Here is an 18,934-nt window from a genome sequence, read left to right as displayed (position 1 = left end):
GTGCTAAAAAATGGATCGACTAATACCCTCTACTGATTCAATTTTAGCAGAACTTGGCATCGATCGAACCGATCTTAAATCTATCAAACCCCATTGGAAACGCACCCAATACAGAGCGATAGTCAATTGGCTAACCAAATACCAGCCTCCGTCCTCCGGCTCCAATTTGGAGATGGTGCGGGGATATCTCGAAACCTGCTATCACTTTTTCCAACTAGAAGACTGGGAAAAAGCCGATCGAGTATTGATGATTCGTGTTGCTGGTTTAACAGATGAAGATCTAGACGATGCTCTAGGAACCTGGGGTGCATACTCTGAACAAATTAATTTGTATCAGAAGCTGCTAGGTAAACTAAATCACAAAAGAAATATCTCCATACTAAATGATTTAGGATATGCTTACGACACGATTGGGCAATTTCAAACAGCTATTGATTACTATCACACTGCTCTGGAAGAATCCCAAAAAGTCGGTCAAATCAAACTGCAAAGCATGACCCTATCTAATCTCGGCAGTACCTACACCAGTCTTGGGGATTACCAGGCTGCCACTTCAGTTCTCAATGAAGCTTTAGAAATTGCTCGCAGCCAGCAAGATGACTCCATTCAGAGTCCTGTACTGAACAATCTAGGTGACGTTTATTTAAGAAAGAGCGAGTACGATCGGGCGCTTGATTTTTATCAACAGAATTGGTCGATTGTCGATCGCATGGGAGATACCAAGGGTAAAATTACCTCTCTCAACAATCTAGGCGCTGTCAATAGCTGTCTCTGGAACCATGAAACAGCGATCGACTATTACCAGCAGGCTTTAGCACTCGCAATAAAGTTTTCTTACCCAAGAGAACAAATGCGTGCGCTGAGTGGTTTAGGAGATGTTTTTCTCACGCAGGGAAATCCTGAAAAATCTCTGCATCAACAGCAGGAAGCACTCGATATTGCGAAAAAATTGGGCGATCGAGTGAATGAAGGAACTATTTTAGGCAGCATTGGCAATGTTTATTATGGCATCGGTGAACATCATCAAGCAATCTCATTTCACCACAAGGCTCTCAACCTCGCTCGAAGTCTGGGAGATATGAGCACTGAAACGACTGCACTGGCAGCTCTGGGAAAAGCACATATTGCCCTACAAGAAATTGAGCAATCTGAGCAATTCTATCAAACAGCATTAGAACTGGGACGAGAAATCGGCGACTCTGGTTCAGAAGCCACAGCAATTCTTGGACTAGGCAGCATTGCTTTTCACAAAAAGCACTATAAAACTGCGATTCAGCGTTTGAAACAGGGTTTTAAAATCGCTCGTCGAATCGGCGATTTGCGTAACCAGGTTGGTGCCCTCGGCACAATTGGTAACTGCTACATTCGCCTAAAGCAGTTTGCACGAGCCATTGGCTACTTCCACGCCAGTGTCAATTTAGCCCGCAAAGCAGGAGATGTTGAAAACGAAAACGAAGCTCTCATCAGTATCGGAAGTGCTTACACTGCTTTGGGTGATGTGGATAAAGGCATTGATTATTTTCACCAAAGTTTTATCCGTTCCCAAGAAATTGGTGCCCAAAAATCGGTAGGCTATGCTCTCTACAACCTCGCCATGAGTTATGCTCGTATTCAAGACTGGCAACAAGCACTCTTGCATATTTTACGAAGCCTTGCTATTTTCGATCGCCTTCAACTCCCGGATGCTCAAGATACTGTGAACATAGTCTGGAGGCTGATTCAAACTACAGAATTGGATGTCCAGGATATTGAAGCAGCATTAGCTGAGATTGCAGAGTTAGATGGCGACTCCGTTGCAGAACAAATAGCAACCTGCTTAGCTGAAACAGATTCGGACGTGATTGATGCTAGTTAGTCAACCCAGTTGGTCATTTCCAAAAGAATCTGATATTATTTTATATTGTATAATAAAGCGTTAATTATCTTAATCAACTTCTTCATTTAGTATGTTATATCACAGAATAATGAATCCAATAATTAGGTGAATTCATGAATAAAAAAGCTGAGTTAAATGAGGAAAAACTGGCTAGACAAGAAGTTAGTAGCATACCTTCCGGTGAGTCTGTTTTAGCTGAACTTGGTATTGAACCAGCTACGTTAAAACTTATTACCCCAAAATGGAAACGTACTCAATACAGAGCCGTCATTAACTGGATAACCAAATACAAACCTCAGCCAGATTCACCTACCTTAGAACAATTACGCGGCTGTCTAGAAGCATTCCACCACCTTTGCGCCGTTGATGCCTGGGAAAAAGCCGCTAACTTAATTAGGAGAGGAGTCCCTGTTATAAATTCGACAGATCCTATCAATAGTTCTGAAAATATTTATTTAGAGGAAGCGCTGCATAATCAACTCGGTGATTTTGGCTACTACCGAGAACAAATAAATCTGTGCAGCCAAATACTCGGAAAATTTAATGATGAAGTTGATGATATTTGTTTCAATAGTTTAGGTCTAGCACATAGCGCTTTAGGCAACTATCAGAAAGCTATTGAGTGCCATCAACAACAGTTAGCGATCGCCACCGAACCCGAATCTCAAGAAATTGCCCTGACTAATCTAGGCAATATTTATGGTTCTTTAGGAGAATACCAAGTAGCTATCGATCTTTACCAACAAGCCTTGGCTATTTCCATTACTATTTCTCATGAAAAAGGTCAAGCCAAAATTCTAGGAAACCTTGGTGTTATCCACCGATTACAGGGAGATTACGAGCCAGCTAGTGAATATCACCGACAACAGTTAGAAATCGTCTACAAAATTGGCGATCGCAAAGGAATCGCTAATGCTCTTGAAAATTTGGGAATTGTTTATTACTTCTTAAGAGATTACCAGAAAGCTGCCGAAAATATGCAGGGTAGCTTATCAATTACTATGCAATTGGGGAATAGAAGAAATGAAGCGAGTACGCTAGGCAGTTTGGGCAATGTCTATTTTGCTTTGCAGAACAACTCCTTAGCCTGGGATTTATATCAACAGCAGCTAGAACTTTCCCGCGAAATAGGATATTTGGAAGGAGAAAAGGCAGCATTGGGAAATTTAGGTGTAGTTTGTAATTCCACGGAACAATACGAGACAGCTATTAAATATTACGAACGAGGATTAGCGATCGCCCGTAACATAGGCGATAGACAAGGTGAGTCATATGCACTCAGTAATTTAGGCAATACTTATACTTATTTAGAGCAATATGAGACAGCAATTGAATACCACAAACAAAGCTTAGGAATTGCCGCTGGGATTGGCGATAAATGGGCAGCAGGAGCAGCAATACATAATTTAAGCGATGCCTACCGCTTGCTCAAAAAGTTCGATCTAGCCACATTATTAGGGATGCGAAGTTTGTATATATTTGCCTGCATACAATCTCCTGAAGTAGAAACAGCAATGATGACTCTCAGTAAAATAGCGCTGGAAATTGGTATAGACGAATATGCTGAGTTAATAGAGGAGCAATTACACGTCATTGAGCAAGAAGAGCGGGGTGAACAGGCAGTAGCAGGGCTAAGAAAATTACTTTTTGAGAATTGATTTTTAGACCATTTGCTCGCGAATGTTGGTAGCGAAGAACTCTAAGGCGAGCGCCACTTTGTTAAATAATTAGTTATAATTAATACTTCATACATAACAGCATACTTGAATTCACAAGTGGTACAAAAGTATTTACCAATGCCTCGTGCAGTCATCCTAACCTCTTGTCCTGATGATTACCAAACTATTTGCACTCATTTGACAGAGCTTACCGAAGAAACGCATCCTCAAGGAACAATCTATGAATTGGGACAGTTCTCTGCAAATGGACAAACCTGGGAAGTCGCGATCGCCGAGATTGATAACAGCAATACCAGTGCAGCTTCTGAAGCGGAGCGAGCAATCAGTCATTTCAAGCCAGATGTTATCTTTCTGGTAAGCAGCGCTACCGGCATTAAGGATGTATCTCTGGGTCATGTTGTAGTTGCTAACAAAGTCTATGGTTACGAGTCGGGTAAAGCCGAAAATGAATTTTTACCTCGACCAGAGGCACAGAAGCCATCCTATCAGCTTCAAGAAAGAGCAAAAGCGGCACGGAGAAAACCTGACTGGCGGCATAGGTTACCTCCTGAAATATCCAATCAAGATTCTTCAGTTATTCTCGCACCGATTGCATCTGGAGAAAAAGAAGTTGCCAGCGAACGGGCGGATCTTTTAAAGTTTTTACGCTCTAACTATGGCGACGCTGTTGCTGTTGAGAATTTAGGATTCGGCTTTCTCAAAGCTGTTGCTGCTAACGAGAACGTTTTTGGATTAACAGTACACGGTATCTGCCGTCTGATTAATGATAATCCAGACGGGGGAATTCAAACAAACTCTAGAGCCATTGGCTCGCAGAATGCAATTGCATTCACTTTTGAGATTCTTGCCAAGTACAAAACGGATTATGCAGGAACCACTGAACGAGTTCGAGGAGTTGTGTTATACGACATAACTTCTGACGATCTGCTAGCTGAAATCGGACAACGAGTTGAAGCAGCAGCGATTTGTGGCTCAAGCAACCTTATTGATGAACGTCATGAACGCATTGACTATGCACAAACCTTAATCAAACAGGGCCAATTCAATCAGGCAGTTCAATATCTAGAATCGCTGAAGGCGGAGCTATGGTATCAACTAGATGACATACTCAAGTATCGTCTTCTAACGAATCTAGGCATGGCAAAGCTGGGTCTTGACGAAAGCAGCGATGCTGCTGCTGCAAAATTTCTGGAAGCACGACAATATAATCCACAAGATGACACAGCATTAGCCCTAGCAGCAATGGGCTATGTGTTTCAGCAAGACTATTCCAAGGCTGAGAATTTTATTGAGAAAGCATTGCAGAAAAACCCAGCGAATGCCCTTGCATACTCGTTGCGCGTTCGGATAGCTTCAGTCACAGAATCTATTGAGTCAGTGCTAGAACAAATTCCTCCTGCGTACCACGAATGCCCAGATGTTTTGGTAGCAGTTGGAGAAGCAGCTCTGAAACGCGGACTATATGAAAAGGCAGAAGAATGGTGGCAAGCTGCTCTTAATAACAACAATGGCAGCAGTATGGATAGCGTCAAAGCTTTTCTGGGTGTTGCTTTAATGGAACCTATTACTCAGAACTATCCACTCATTGCTGCTGGTCAGCTATTAGATTCCCAAAAGCATAGTTTGGAACGGGCTGTTTCCCTCTTCACTGAAGTTTTGGGAGGAACCTACGTAAATCCAAATGATTTATCACACATAAAATTCACAGCGTTGGTTAATAGAGCAGGAACTCTACGATTGCTAGGTCAGTATGATGAAGCAATTCGTGACATTGAAATTGCTCTTCGGAAAAAACCCAAAGAGCCTTACTTGATTAAACAACGTGCTCTGTTAGCCCATGAAAAAGGAAACGAAGAAGAAGTTTATAACTATGTGCAGCAAATTTTGTTTTCTCCCGAAACACCAGAAGCATCGTTGTTAGCTGCTAGCTCCTTAATGGCTCTCAAGCGCGTTAAGGAAGCGGAAGACATATTGAACCAGTTTTTGCAAACAGACAGTCCTGAATATCTCAAGCAGGAAGCTAAGCGCCTCAAGTTTGACCTGTTCTTAGAACGTGACGATCGCAAGAATGCAGAGGACATACTTCAACAGGTAAACAACGAAGACCCAGAAAGCGTTTTTACACTTATTCAAAACATCCGGTGGCAGAAGTATATTGGTTCAGAGGAAAATATTCCAGCGTTAGTTGAACAAGCTAAAGCGGCTCTTTTTTCCAAAAGTTCTACTCATGCCCAAATTATTCTTGCTGATGTTCTTTATTCATTGAGTTACTATCGGGATGCAGCCGAAGTTTATGAGCACTTTGTTGATAAAACCCTTAATACTGCACTTTCTCGCCAGTTGGTACAAGCTCACTATTTCGCAGGAAACTACAGAGATGCGCTGAATTTATGCCAACAGCTTCTCGATAAATATGGTGTTCTACCGACTCTCTCCGAAATAGCTGCCTCTATCTATGGCGATATAGGTAATATGGATGCTACTAGGCAAATTTGTGAGAATTACCTCAATATTTTTCCCGATAATGTAGTAGTGCAGTTGCTATTGGCATCAGTGCACTATGCTACAGGAAAATATGAGGAATTAGATCGATTTCTTGATTCAAGACCAAGTATTAAAACTTTAAAATTAGCTAACATTAAGAAACTTGCTCAATTTTATAAAGTTAGGGATCGGATCGATAGCTTTTTTGAAGTGATTTATGAAATGAGGCATTGTTTCTATAACGATGGGCAAGTTCATGCCTTCTATCAGATATCATATCTTGAGGCAACCAAAATCCAATCGGGCATTCAGAATTTTGAGACAGTAAAAGATGGATGCGGAGTTCTCTTGAGGAATAATTTTGGTAAAGACCAGTGGTACATCCTTGAAGATCGACCAGATGCAAATTTAACCCAGTATGAACTTAATTCTAGCCAATTACTTTATCAATACTTGATTGGTAAGAATATTGGAGAAGAAATTGTTCTAGTAGAAGATAACTTCGGACGTAATGCTTTCAAAATTTTAGCTATCACAGATAAATACTGTGCGGCAGGTAAGCAAAGCTTCTCTGTATTAGAAAATCAGATTAATATCAAGGATTTTAGGATGGTTGCTGTTCCAATGGAGGGAGATAGTCCCTCTTCTAATTGGGTGCAACAGTTTATTAAAGGATTACAACAATATCAAGAGGATTTTAATCTCATCAAATCTGAATATGTTTCAGGTAAGTTTCCTCTTGGTACTGTTGCTATTTTGGTGAATCGCAATCCAATAGAACTTTGGCAGATTTTGACATTTGGATCGTCACCTTTCATTCATGCATGGTCTAACTACCAACAGGAGAAGTTTGAAGATGCTTTAATCACTCTTCAAAAGGGTGGACTTATCGTTATCGATCCTATCTCATTAGTTACTCTTCACCATTTAGGGGTCGCAGATGATGTTGTGAGACTTCTCGGAAAATTTGGAATTGCCCAGTCAACAATCGACCTGTTTCAAGCAAAGCTCGACACAGCACAAGGTTTACAGGGTGAGGGATTTACAACTTTTGGAGTAGAGGATGGGCAAGGTATCAAACAAGAGGTTACTTCAGAACAGATTGCTCGAGAAAAAACTTTTTTTGGACAAATTATTAATTGGGTTAGAGAGAATTGTTTTGTTTTACCTTGCCAGAGAAAACTGGATATCAACCATGACGAGCGAACCAAACTATATGAGTCGATAGATGCAGTGTTTATTGATACAATGCTAATTGCTGGAGAGCCTGGACGTATTCTATATTCTGACGATCAGTGGTTACGCTGGTATGCAGGTGCAGATTCGAGTGTACCGGGAGTTTGGACGCAAGTTGTTTTGAGATACTGTTTAATACAGCAAAATACTAACGAATCTCTTTACAGTAAAGCAACACTAGGACTTGCAAATCTGGGTTACAGATACACAATCATTGATGCTAAAATTTTGATGGAGGCAGTCAGACTCACCGAATGGAAATTACAGCCAATTTATGCTTCAGCGTTAAAAGCACTTGCTGATAAAAATACTACTCTGGAATATGCAGTGTCCGTCGCAGCGGATTTTCTCCGTCAACTTTATCTTGACGTTGTTATAACACATACTCAGTTGATTGACCCTCGTGATGCTTTAGTTTTCGAGATGCTGAAGATACTCACAGAAAAACGTTCAGCAACAATTTTGGTCCAAGAACTTGAACGGGCTATTCAAGAAAGATTTCATGTAATTCCTTTGCAACAGCAAGAAGTTCAAAGAGTGATTAATGCCTGGTTCAATTCGCAGTCATTCATCACATAACGGAATTAGGAAATCAGTTGATTGAGTTTATTGAAAATCCCTGTATCAAACCTGAATCAATGTAAATTTAATTAGTTCTGAATCGCTCTTTTTATACCGGAGTTTTAGGCGAAGGCGATCGCAGCGGTCAAATCCGGTGGGAATTAGAAAAGTGCGATCGCCCATCGAAACTAGAACTTAGATCCGCCGCTACCGCAGAAAGCAGAATAACAGAGTTCTACAGGTTTAATCAATGCGGCGAAAGCTGGTGGTCTTTGACCGGGGGCTGGTATGTACCGCCCGATTTAACAAACCCCTGCCGTTAATGTGAAGGGATTCTTGTTTCACAGGGATGGAGAGCGAATTTACTTGCAGGCAAGCGTCATAGGCGGTATGCCCTACGGCTGCAACTCCTCTAAATTATGGCCGATTATGCTAGAAGAATCTACCGAAAATAAGTAGATAACCAAGCCATTGTAGCAGGAAGCCATTCAGCTATTATTAAAGCGCACAAACCGCATTGCGCTATCCCATCATCCAATCCTGCACCTCCGATACTAAGGGGAGTTGCAGCAATTTCGGGGCGAACATCTTTTAGGTGTAGTAAATCAGCTCCAATCGTCGTTCCCAATACTCCCCCAGCAAAAGCAACTGACACATCATAGCGATTCACTCCGTCACCAACCAATGCCATTGCTGACAAAACTGCAACAATCGTGATCAACCAAAACTTCGATGTTTTAGTAACAATAGCTATTCCTGGTATGATTGTCACTAAGAAGTAACTTATTAACCCAACGACCGCCGTTACTATCAAAATTGCTTCTTGTTGAACGCGATGGAATTGGTAAAGCGCCAAAATAATGGGAATCAACCCTCCTGATACATTTAAACCAATATAACCATAAATTTTAGATGGGGCTTTGTATGAAGGTAAGCAACGCTTGAACAATAAAAGCGGAAGTAGTTCAAAGCTGACTTGCTGTTTTGATTGGCACTTTGCTGTCAATAGAAAAAGTGGTAAATTGATAAAGTACCCCAAAAAAAATGCAATAAGGAGAGGTAAACCTAACCCTGGGGCCATGCCCAGTCGAGTAATTAGGGTTGAAAACACAATTGGATAGATTTTGAAAATCATAATACTTGTGACTCCCAAACTAATTATTAGGGAAACCACAAAAAGTAGGAAAAATATAAGGCATCCTAGACCTGATTTTGGATAAAAAACCCAGCTCGAATGCCCTTCTCTAATGACGTAAACATTATCGTTAAACCAGCGGATAAATTGTTGCTTTAAGAAATACATCGCCAAGATTAGTATAGTAGATGTTACATTCTTTTGTTCAAGCTCTTATGCTGCTAAAAATACGGATTTAGACCGACGTTTTTATTCATAAATCATATTTACAATGGAAATCTAGTTGGGCGATTTTGATAATTTGAGATTCACTTTAGTTTTGGGTAAAGAATGCTTGATTTGAAATTAGTTAACATTTAAGGATGTAACAGGGGATTGTTTCTAATTTCCGATAAACATTCTTCTAAAGACAAACCATGCAGAATTTCCCACCATTGCCCCGTATGTCTCATGTAGGCAACATTAAAACAATCTGGCCCTACATATTCTAAACGGACGGAGCGAGACTCAAAAGACGGGGAAATCGCCCTCGGACTCGGACAGTTATACGTTGAGCAGAAGTAAAAATAGTTGCGATACACTTGCCAAAGATATCCGTTCGATAGTTAAAATCATGGTCTGTGGGTGGAGATTCGATATATTTGGGCTTAAATTCTGTTTGAATTAACTCATTACATTTTTGTTCGATTAATTGTTTCTCACTATCAGGAACTGTAGGTTTAGACTGTTTGGGAGAAGAAGCAAGCCAGAGCTTTTTTGCTTTTTTTGCCATTGAATTTGTTCCCCTGATTATTCTAAATCTTCTTCAAAGCGATCGGGATACAACGAGGGATCATACCCGGCATTATGCCCCATCGCTAAATATATAACGCAAAAATCGCAGTTTGAGGGTGTCGAGCGTTCTGGAAAGCGATCGGGGTACAGCGAGGAGTCACACCCCCTAATATGCCCTGAACACTAAAAACACAACGCAAAATCAATGGTTTGAGTGTGTCGTTCAAACGCTCGAAGCGATCGGGGCAGAACGAGGGGTCTAACCCTACATTATGCCCCGCTCGCCTTAAACACAACGCAAAAATCACAGTTTGAGAGTGTCGATCGCTTCGAGCGAACAAAGACTGATTTTCTGGATTTGGTGGGACAAGCAGCTCGAACAATCCCTTAACTCAATTACGGGACAGGTTTGCAAAGCCCGTGCGTTCGCCTAGGTTGACTGATTGCCAGCGGAATCTGATTGTTCGCGATTGAGTACACCCACCTCAATCTCACTCAGCAGTTTGGGTTCCATCTCATATAAATCATTCAAAATAGGTTTGACATCGGGAAAGCAAAAATACTCGGTCAGTCTCCCAATCCGGTAATTAAAAGGTTGATATCGGTGTTTGAAATACAGCTCAACATTCCCCCGGTGTTCCCACAATCCCAGCAGGTTAACAGCGACATCCGAGTAATGTGCTCTTACATCCCGCTGCACTTCGGTGATGCGCTGCTCAATCTGACGGGTAGTGACGCCAATTTTGTAGAAAATGTTGCCATCAGCTTTCACCTCTAAAAAATAGAGCGAGTTCACCAGAATCCGACGAAGTTGCGCTCGATAAATCTGCAAATCAGCCCGCCGTTCTTCCAAGCAAGATAACCCCGCAGATAAAGCAATTTCTACAGAGCCTTCTAACTTCATTAACTCCGACAGCAGCAGGGGTTCCTGGACTTTGTTGAACAACGCCAGGGGAAGAGCGCCGACGGGGATTTTACCGAGATTGGTGAACCGGTACGAGCGATCGCCCTCCGACTCTAGCAACCCTTTCAACTCCCACCGAAAGTTCACCAAGTCTTTGGGAATGACGTAGCCCTGTGCGCCGTACTCTTTCCACAGCACTTTTAATTGTTCTAATTCATCACCCTTGAGTTCGATGGTGAAGTTATCGTAGAGCGGCAGCGCGGGGAAAGCTTTGGTTTTAACCCGCAGCGAGACCGGCTTGCAAGTTTTCCCGGTGTGCGCGAAGTGGTGTTCTTTCACCGAGCCCTTTTTTGCTGTGAGGGAGCCACCGCAGTAAAGGCAAGCGAGGTTAGTTTTTCCGCGCCCAACATCATCGATGCCCGCCAACTCACCGCTGGGAGCAACACCAAATTTTAGCCACATCGCCCTTCAATTCTCCTCAATGCAGGTTTGAAGATGCACCCGCTAGATGAAGGATTGTAACAATATTGCGTGTTAATAGCCTCTGCCTCGGGGGAGAACCAACCTCCAGGTGCTGCTGAGGGCGACTCTTTTGAGAGGTTAATTTTGGATAAAGGCAAGTCTTCCTTAGTCTAAATAGGAAGTCTTCTTTAGTCTAAATTAATATTTATAACGACACTTATAAAGAGTAAATGCTCAACTTACTTGAAGAGCAACAACCGGAAACCTTGAAGTTGCACGCACCGGTGCCGCTGGCGAAGCATCCAGCAGCGGTGTACCTCGATAGTTTGGGGAGCGATCGCTCGAAGGCAACGATGGTGGCAGGACTCGACATCATGGCGAAGCTGCTCACTAATGGGGAGTGCGGTGCGATGACTTTGAATTGGGCAGCATTGCGCTACAGGCACACGGCAGCGCTGCGCTCGGCGCTGGAGAAAAAGTACGCGCCAGCATCGGTCAATCAAATGCTGTGCGCCTTGAGGCGAGTGTTGAAGGAGGCTCTGCGGTTAGATTTAATAGACTCTCAAGATTACAGCAAGGCGGTAGATGTCAGAAGCGTCAAGCAATCGGGAAAACCAAGGGGGCGGGCGCTATCCCCGGATGAAATTGCAGCGCTGGTGCAAAGCTGCTCTGGCGAGAGTACCCTTGATGTTCGAGATGCAGCCTTGATTGCTATCTTGCGGGGGGGAGGCATCCGCCGCGCTGAAGCAGTCAGCCTTAATTTGGAGGATTTCAACCGCTCTACGGGAGCATTGGAAATTCGATTTGGGAAGGGGAAGAAAAACAGGATGGTTTATCTCCCAGAGGCAGCGATGGCGTTGGTGGAACAGTGGCTCAAGTTGAGGGGAGAAGCGCCAGGGCCGCTGCTTTTTCCCATCCGTAAGGGAGGAGAAATTCAATTTCGGCGGATGACGGACGATGGTGTTTTGAAGATTTTGCAGCGACGGGCGTTCCTCGCTGGAGTGGATTCTTTCTCGCCTCACGATTTCAGGCGGACGTTTTGCTCAGACCTCCTCGATGCTGGAGTCGATATCGTGACTGTGCAGAAGTTAGCAGGTCACGCCTCCCCCGTGACCACAGCTAAGTACGATCGCCGGGGCGAAGAAACGAAGCGACGGGCTGTGCAGCATTTAGGGTTTTGATTTGAGGGTGGAGAGCTCTTCGCAGATTTTCTTGAGCAATGCTAGGCCGTGCCTTCTATTTTCATAATAAGCGCGATTGTGTCCACGTCTGAGAGTCTGGCATATTGACGGAGATACTGTATCGGTCGGGGGTATTTCTTAACGTGGTAGTCCAGCTCACGGAGGGCGGACGTAGAATATACAGCATCCGTCGCTTGGTTCAAGACGGGACTGGACAAAATTAGCCCGTTCCTTCGCTGAGCATTATACAGCGCGATCGCTGCATCGGCATCCGCATAAATGCAGGCGCAGCAGCCGAAGCATTATTGGCTGTCTGTAGCGATGAGGGAAAGGAGGTACAGGCAAGTGTGTGGAAAAACGCAGGGTGTGAGTTTTTCCAACACTTTAGGGGCTAAGCTTTCATCGGGCGTTGCTGGAGCGAGGTAGGATGGATGCGATCGCGCGAGGCGAATATTGCTGAATACGACTTGAGTTGAATTGGTTTTTATGAATTGCTCACCGCCTCAATCGTACCTAAATTCAGCAGCGCTAAAAGTTCTAGTTGCTCCACACTTCCACTAGGTTACTGTGATTTCCATCACTGGTAACACGGACGTGGCTTACCCAACACCTTCGGTATTATCACGGAAAAATAGCAGCACTATCACTTGCTCTTAAGGGAAACAAGGCGATGATTAAGGTGTCGAGTTCAAAGCAATCCCATGTTTCCACTCAACCTTCTCCCCGGCGCTATCAACGAATTAATCGCCACTGTCACCGATACTCACCGCCTCACTAAAGCTGACCGCTACGGCATGATGGCCGCCATTCTCGATGAGTCCATCAGCGAAGAAGAACGCGGCTCGCTCGACCGCCTGATTCGCTCCCTGGTCAAAGGTCGGATTCAAATCACTGATGAAATCTCCATCCTCTCGTAAGCAGAAAGCTCGTTGAGAACTCGACACTCTACAGCGGCTTTCCGTTGGGGAAGTTTAAACAAGTCACGCTATACAACTCTCTAGAGATAGCTATTTGTATAGAACCCATTTGACATCTTTGAGGCTGCGAGTCGATCACCCGTTGTCTGTCGATCATCCGTTGTCTGTCCATCGCTCGGTGTCTGTGCATCGTCAAAATATCTCAAATGGGTTCAAAAGAACCGCTATTGACAGGATGTTCCTTTATATCTTGCCCTTTTTGTCAAATACAATTTATACCAAATTAGATGAGCTTACCATGCAGCTCTAAATTATTTCGGCTTAGACTAACTGCACTACTACAACGATGGGTAATCGCACTAAAGCCAAGTACGGTAATCACTACTTTATCCATGTAGGATACCTATAAATTTTCAAGGTTAAAATAATATACAGGACTCATTTTATAGTATAAAAATACCAACTTAAAATCTAATATTATTTTCAAGAATGCAAATTTTATCACGTTCATGTTATTGAGCAATCACCTATAATACTAATCCTAAAATTTCTATTTAAATATAAGTATATTTATGAGTAAATTGGATATTCAACTCAACGGTTTCAAGGTAGCACTCTCTGCACCAACCTTCAAAGGATATGTGCAAAACCTACCGAATAGCCAGGAATTTAAAAGTTTTATAGAATTACTGGGAGATGAGTGGTTTTTTCACTGGCGAAAAGGTAAACTGTACGGTATTCCCAAGGTCACAAATCCCCAGAAGTCTTTTGGTCAACTGGAGGATTTGAGCTGTAAGGAACATTTACAACTTATAATCAGTAGGATAAGCTATTTACTACCAGATATTTTCTTAGAATATAATCCTTTAAAGCGCAAACCTTTTACTTTCCTTGCTCAAAAAAAAGAACTTATCCGTGAAGTTATTAGCGCTGTCAAAAATTTACCAGACATTATTTCTAGTTTCAAGGTCTTTCCAAAATACATTCTTGAAGCAAAAACTTTTGAGATTCAGAACGATGAATCTGGTATTGGATTATTTCTTCGTCTCAAAACTAATTGGCAAATTCATGCCTCCCTAAGCACACTTCAAAATGAGGGTGTTGAGCTTCGGGATTTATATGTGGTTCGCCGTCAATGCGCTCCGGGTCAGCGACGCTTAGTTGGGCGGATAGATAGTCTTTCAACACAAATTGTTTATCTTTCTGAATCCTTTGACAAAATAGATTCTATTCATGAGGAAGAAGTTTGGCTAGAAGGTTCTAAAGCCTCGTTTAGTAGTTGTCTGAAAGCAATACTTGGCGACAAGTACAAAAATTTTGAATCGGCGCTTAATGACGAGCATAGTAAGCTATTGATTGGACCGGCAGTTGATGCAACTCTGACTGAAATGCATAGTTTTCTTACTAATAAAGCCCATAAGTTTCTTGCCAATAAAGCGACTTTGAACATCGCACCCGATCTACAAGCAACAATTGGCGCTCGCATTGAAGCTATAAATACGAAAGAATATCAGTCTGTAATTGCAGCATCATCAGTTGAGTATTGCTTTGATGCGGCACGGACTAAAAAATCGCTTTATCCTTGGGTTGGCATCGATCAATATGGACCATTCAGCCGTCAAACTTTTTCTAAAAAAACTCCAGAAATAATTGTCTTTTTCCCAGATACAGCACAAGGTGCAGTTGAAAACTTTCTCGTTAGCTTACGTGACGGTATCAGCATTAAGAATAAAAAAATTGATGAGGATGGAAATGTAGAGTGGCAAGAAACATCCCGGTACACTGGTGGATTGGCAAAAATATTTGGTCTTTTTAATCCGAAATTTACATTAGAACCCCTTTCGTGGTTGAAAAATACACACAATCCACCCGCCATTGTTTATAGGGAAACAATTGAAGGAACTTTAGCTAGTCGAGAGATTATGCCTGATGCCGCAATGGTGGTGCTTCTGGATAACCATACACGGCTACCAGATTCCGAGAATCCCTACCTCCACTCCAAATCACTTCTATTAATGGCAGGTATTCCCGTTCAAGAGGTTCGTTTAGCCACAATTAATCAATCGAAAAATGAGCTGCAATACACTTTACAAAATTTGACGGTTGCACTTTATGCCAAAATGAATGGTGTACCTTGGACTGTAGATCACGATCTGACTATTCATGATGAACTGGTTATTGGTGTTGGCACCTGCGAATTATCCGGTAGTAGATTTACGGAACGACAGCGATTTGTGGGAATTACCACAGTGTTTCGAGGGGATGGTAATTACCTTTTGGGGAATTTGTCTAAAGACTGTACTTATGATGAATATCCTAGTGTATTAAGGAATTCCACTCTCTCAATCTTGCAGGAAATAAAGAATCGCAACGGCTGGCAACCAAATGATACGGTAAGACTGGTATTTCACGCTGCGAGACCACTTAAAGATGTTGACGTTGCTAATATTATTGCTGAGTGTGTCGCTCAAGTTGGTAACGAACAAAATGTTGAATTCGCGTTTTTAACGATCTCCCACGACCACCCATTCACAATGCTCGATAAGTCTCAACAGGGTGTTAAGGTAAAAGAAGGCGAGCGCAAAGGTATTTATGCACCAGAACGAGGTACTATTCTGCAACTTGGGCGCTACACTCGCTTGCTAAGTACAAAGGGATCGAAGCTGATTAAGCGATCCAGCACACCTCTACCGACGCCGTTACTCATTAATCTTCATCCTCAATCGACTTACCGCGACCTGACCTATCTCAGCGAACAAGTGCTGAAGTTTACTTCGTTGTCTTGGAAATCATTATTACCCGCATCCGATCCTGTAACTATCTATTACTCTGAGCTGATTGCGGGTTTACTCGCTCGTCTACAGAATGTTCGGGGATGGTCGCCTGCAATGCTCAATATCAAACTTCGTGCAAGTAAATGGTTCCTATGATAGATGTAATTAGGAACTGTTTCAATTCTCAGTTAAAAAGCATTGCACAGTATTTACAGGCGAACTATCACAGTGAATCACCCGAAAGCGGTTTTGGTAACTATGTTTTTCATCAAACAAACAGTCATATTTCCTTTGAAGTAGCCAATGATATAGACATAACAAAACTATCACCCAACCGCTTTAGTGAAGCACCTGTTCTGGCAGCCGTAGGCTATAGTCTTGCCTGTGGCAGACAATTTAGTGAAGATTTTCTCGAAAGCTGGGCAAAGGGATTAACTAGATTATCTGGTCGGAATCATTTTCCCCCAGATCGGACATCGTTTTTCTATCGTCCTACAGAATTGCTTGGTATTACTTTAGGCATTAGCCACTACTACAAAAGTCAGCCCGATCATTCAAAATGGTTGCAAGATATCCTCACCGAAGGAGAACAACGATTAATAAATAGCGATATTTGGACATTTTTGCTCAGTGCTTATACTGCAAGCATCCTCTCAGTGACTTGGAGAGCAAGAAGTTGGCCTTTAGTCAAGGAGATGACTGTTGATGAACTTGCCTTAGCCAAATGGCTTTGTAGTATAAAACCCACTCTTGCCAAAACTCTCGGATTAGCTCAATTAGAACTATCGCTCGATAAAGCATTATTGGAACACTGTATTGAATTTTCTAACTCCTTACAGGATAGCGCACGAGCAGCTCTCCTCTTCTTTGCCCTAAAAAGAACGATCGCTCAAACTCTTCAGTTAATATGGAATGAGTGCGAACAAATCTGTGATAATCCCCAGAAATCTGTAGAATGGCTCCAGACTACCTGCGACAATGTTCATACAGTCACTCAGCACCTGCAAGCTCAACTTGCTAGGCAATCTGATATTGGAGCATCTAATAAACACAATATGCAGATGCTTTTACAAGCTTTGTCTATATTGCGTTCAGATACTAACATTCTAGAAGTAGAAATTTCTGAACACATCAGGATACACTCTAGCCTATACATAGGTAATAATAAAGGTACCATAATCACAGGAAGCAATGTTACTATGACTCACAATCAAAATGAATCTATTACTAACGAAACAAGAATCCACGCTCCAAATTCAAGTATTGGTTTTATTCAGAGTGGCAGTGGTAGTGTTTCCAGTTTCTCCCAAAATATTGGACAGAATGTTGATGAAATTACTAGGCTAATCAATTCTCTCCGCGATATGGCTCAAGAATTCCCCGAAGCCGAACGTGAAGAAGCATTGGTTCATCTGGATGACTTGCAAGAGGACATCAATACTCCTGACAAGCGAAAACCCCAGAGAATTAAAACCCGCTTAGTTGCCCTGTTCACATTTGCTACGATGAGTGCTGGAGTTCTAGCTGGAGCGGCTGACTTTAGCAATAATGTTCTGGAACTTTCTGAGAAACTAGGAGTTTCAATCGAGTTAAGTCACCCACAGTCAACCCCGCAATTACCTCCATCAGTACCCTAATCAGCCAAGCTATCACTCTACTTCCTAGTTTTAGCGATCGCCTACTCTTCCAAAATCTCAACTAAGTCTTCGATCACAATATTGAAGGCACGAGCCATCTTGTTTAGAGCCGTATAGAACCCATTTGAGATCTCCGGAAACGGCTGCAAGCCGCTTCCGCATTAGCCTGCCAAACAATTTACCTTACCGGGTCATTACAGCGAAGAGGCGGTTTACAGCGTAACAGAGAGACTTCTTATTGATGGAGTGCCTTTAGAACAGCATCGGTTGGCGGTTCTAACTTCAGGCATTGAAGTAAACATTTCTGCATCGGGCACGGCTCGCTGTATTGTGATTGGCGGTGAACCTGTGGGTGAGCGGCATAAGTGGTGGAATTTTGTTTCGAGTCGCCATTCGCGCATTGAGCAAGCCCTGGGGGGTAACAAGGAAGCTGAAACCTTGACACAGAAGGGATGAGAGCTGAGTTACCCAAAAAAAGATGGGTCTGCTATAGTGACAAGCAAACCCACAAATAAAAAAAATACTAATGCAATTTAGTCACGAGCATCTAGAAAAGCAATTGGGCCGCGCCCAGTTCAACAAAGTTGCTGCTTCTGGATCAACATCATTCAAGCAGAAAAAAAAGTCAAACTAGAAACAATAGCAAGAGTCTTTCCAATCTAGATAACTTGTGAAGTCAGACGCAGAAAGTTACAAAGATTCTTGGATTTACCCAGCTTAACGATTAGTAGCTTATTGTGGCCTATTATCAGTTATTGGCCTTAGAACTCGGGACAAAAAAAATCGAAACAGGAGTTATACCTAGCGATTGACCGCAGCCAGTGGAAAAATCTCAACTTGCTAATGGTCAGCATGATTTGGTCAAGAAGAGCCATTCCCTTAGCCTGGAGATTACTGCCGCACATAGGCAATAGTAACCAGGAGGAACAAGAAAGTGTACTCTCCTCAGTTTTAGCAAGATTCAAAAATTATCAAATAGTGGTGCTAGGAGACCGCGAATGTTGTTCCCTAGATTTAGCCACCTGGCTCCAGGCTGCGTAATGCCGGATTTTGTTTAAGGTTGAAAAAAGCGACTTGTCTGGAAGTCGAAAATTAAATTTGGCAGCGATTAGATGAGTTACCGATTAAACCGGGAGTCGCTTTATATTATCCCGGGAAGAGAATCCGTAAAACCCGACCAGTTTCAGGATTTTTTCTGGTAGCTAAATGGAAAAGAGACTACCGCAATCAAACCACAAAATAGCCTTGGTATATCTTGACGAATTTGGAAAATTTAACTATCGCCATCCAAGCGTATAAAAGAAGAATGGGGAT

The 18,934-nt window shown here is 42.5% G+C and carries 10 protein-coding genes and 1 pseudogene; 8 read left to right on the top strand and 3 right to left on the bottom strand.

The window, feature by feature from the left end; translation table 11 throughout:
• The first annotated feature begins 10 nt into the window (after positions 1–10).
• The 3 genes from AAFP11_RS15785 (at position 11) to AAFP11_RS15775 (ending at position 7,854) form a co-directional block, all read left to right on the top strand.
• Positions 11–1,855, top strand: a complete 1,845-nt coding sequence (locus AAFP11_RS15785) for a tetratricopeptide repeat protein (protein ID WP_341737932.1) — start codon at positions 11–13, stop codon at positions 1,853–1,855.
• A 134-nt stretch (positions 1,856–1,989) separates the two neighbouring features.
• Positions 1,990–3,534 carry a tetratricopeptide repeat protein gene (locus tag AAFP11_RS15780; RefSeq protein ID WP_341737931.1) on the top strand — a complete coding sequence of 515 codons (1,545 nt, stop codon included), beginning with the start codon at positions 1,990–1,992 and terminating at the stop codon, positions 3,532–3,534.
• Positions 3,535–3,672: 138 nt separating this feature from the next.
• Entirely contained in the window at positions 3,673–7,854 is a 4,182-nt protein-coding gene (locus tag AAFP11_RS15775; RefSeq protein ID WP_341737930.1) for a hypothetical protein, read from the top strand.
• Positions 7,855–8,278: 424 nt separating this feature from the next.
• On the opposite strand, the gene AAFP11_RS15770 is transcribed toward AAFP11_RS15775, so the two are convergent.
• The 3 genes from AAFP11_RS15770 to AAFP11_RS15760 form a co-directional block, all read right to left on the bottom strand.
• Positions 8,279–9,139 (bottom strand): DUF1614 domain-containing protein, encoded by an 861-nt coding sequence (locus AAFP11_RS15770; protein WP_341737929.1) that lies wholly within the window; start codon positions 9,137–9,139, stop codon positions 8,279–8,281.
• Between the two features lie 319 nt (positions 9,140–9,458).
• Complete coding sequence (locus tag AAFP11_RS15765; RefSeq protein ID WP_341737928.1) at positions 9,459–9,743, bottom strand: hypothetical protein; 285 nt, start codon at positions 9,741–9,743, stop codon at positions 9,459–9,461.
• Positions 9,744–10,175: 432 nt separating this feature from the next.
• Positions 10,176–11,111: a GIY-YIG nuclease family protein gene (locus AAFP11_RS15760; protein ID WP_341737927.1), complete on the bottom strand. Its 936-nt coding sequence runs from the start codon at positions 11,109–11,111 to the stop codon at positions 10,176–10,178.
• Positions 11,112–11,341: 230 nt separating this feature from the next.
• Between AAFP11_RS15760 and AAFP11_RS15755 the strand changes: the two genes are divergently transcribed.
• The 5 genes and pseudogenes from AAFP11_RS15755 to AAFP11_RS15735 form a co-directional block, all read left to right on the top strand.
• A complete protein-coding gene (locus AAFP11_RS15755) occupies positions 11,342–12,292 on the top strand; it encodes a tyrosine-type recombinase/integrase (RefSeq protein ID WP_341737926.1) in 951 nt (316 codons plus the stop codon).
• Between the two features lie 701 nt (positions 12,293–12,993).
• The gene (locus AAFP11_RS15750) at positions 12,994–13,209 is read left to right on the top strand and encodes a hypothetical protein (protein WP_341737925.1); all 216 of its coding nucleotides are present in this window, start codon (positions 12,994–12,996) and stop codon (positions 13,207–13,209) included.
• A 572-nt stretch (positions 13,210–13,781) separates the two neighbouring features.
• Positions 13,782–16,139: a Piwi domain-containing protein gene (locus tag AAFP11_RS15745; RefSeq protein WP_341737924.1), complete on the top strand. Its 2,358-nt coding sequence runs from the start codon at positions 13,782–13,784 to the stop codon at positions 16,137–16,139.
• Complete coding sequence (locus AAFP11_RS15740) at positions 16,136–17,620, top strand: hypothetical protein (protein WP_341737923.1); 1,485 nt, start codon at positions 16,136–16,138, stop codon at positions 17,618–17,620. Before AAFP11_RS15745 ends, AAFP11_RS15740 begins: the two co-directional genes overlap by 4 nt.
• Positions 17,621–17,800: 180 nt before the next feature.
• A pseudogene (locus tag AAFP11_RS15735) lies at positions 17,801–18,076 on the top strand (pirin-like C-terminal cupin domain-containing protein); the annotation flags it as partial.
• Positions 18,077–18,934 lie beyond the last annotated feature (858 nt).

It is taken from the genome of Microcoleus sp. CAWBG640 (assembly GCF_020883015.1).
Lineage (GTDB): Bacteria > Cyanobacteriota > Cyanobacteriia > Cyanobacteriales > Microcoleaceae > Microcoleus > Microcoleus anatoxicus.
This window is presented reverse-complemented; position numbering and strand designations above follow the sequence as displayed.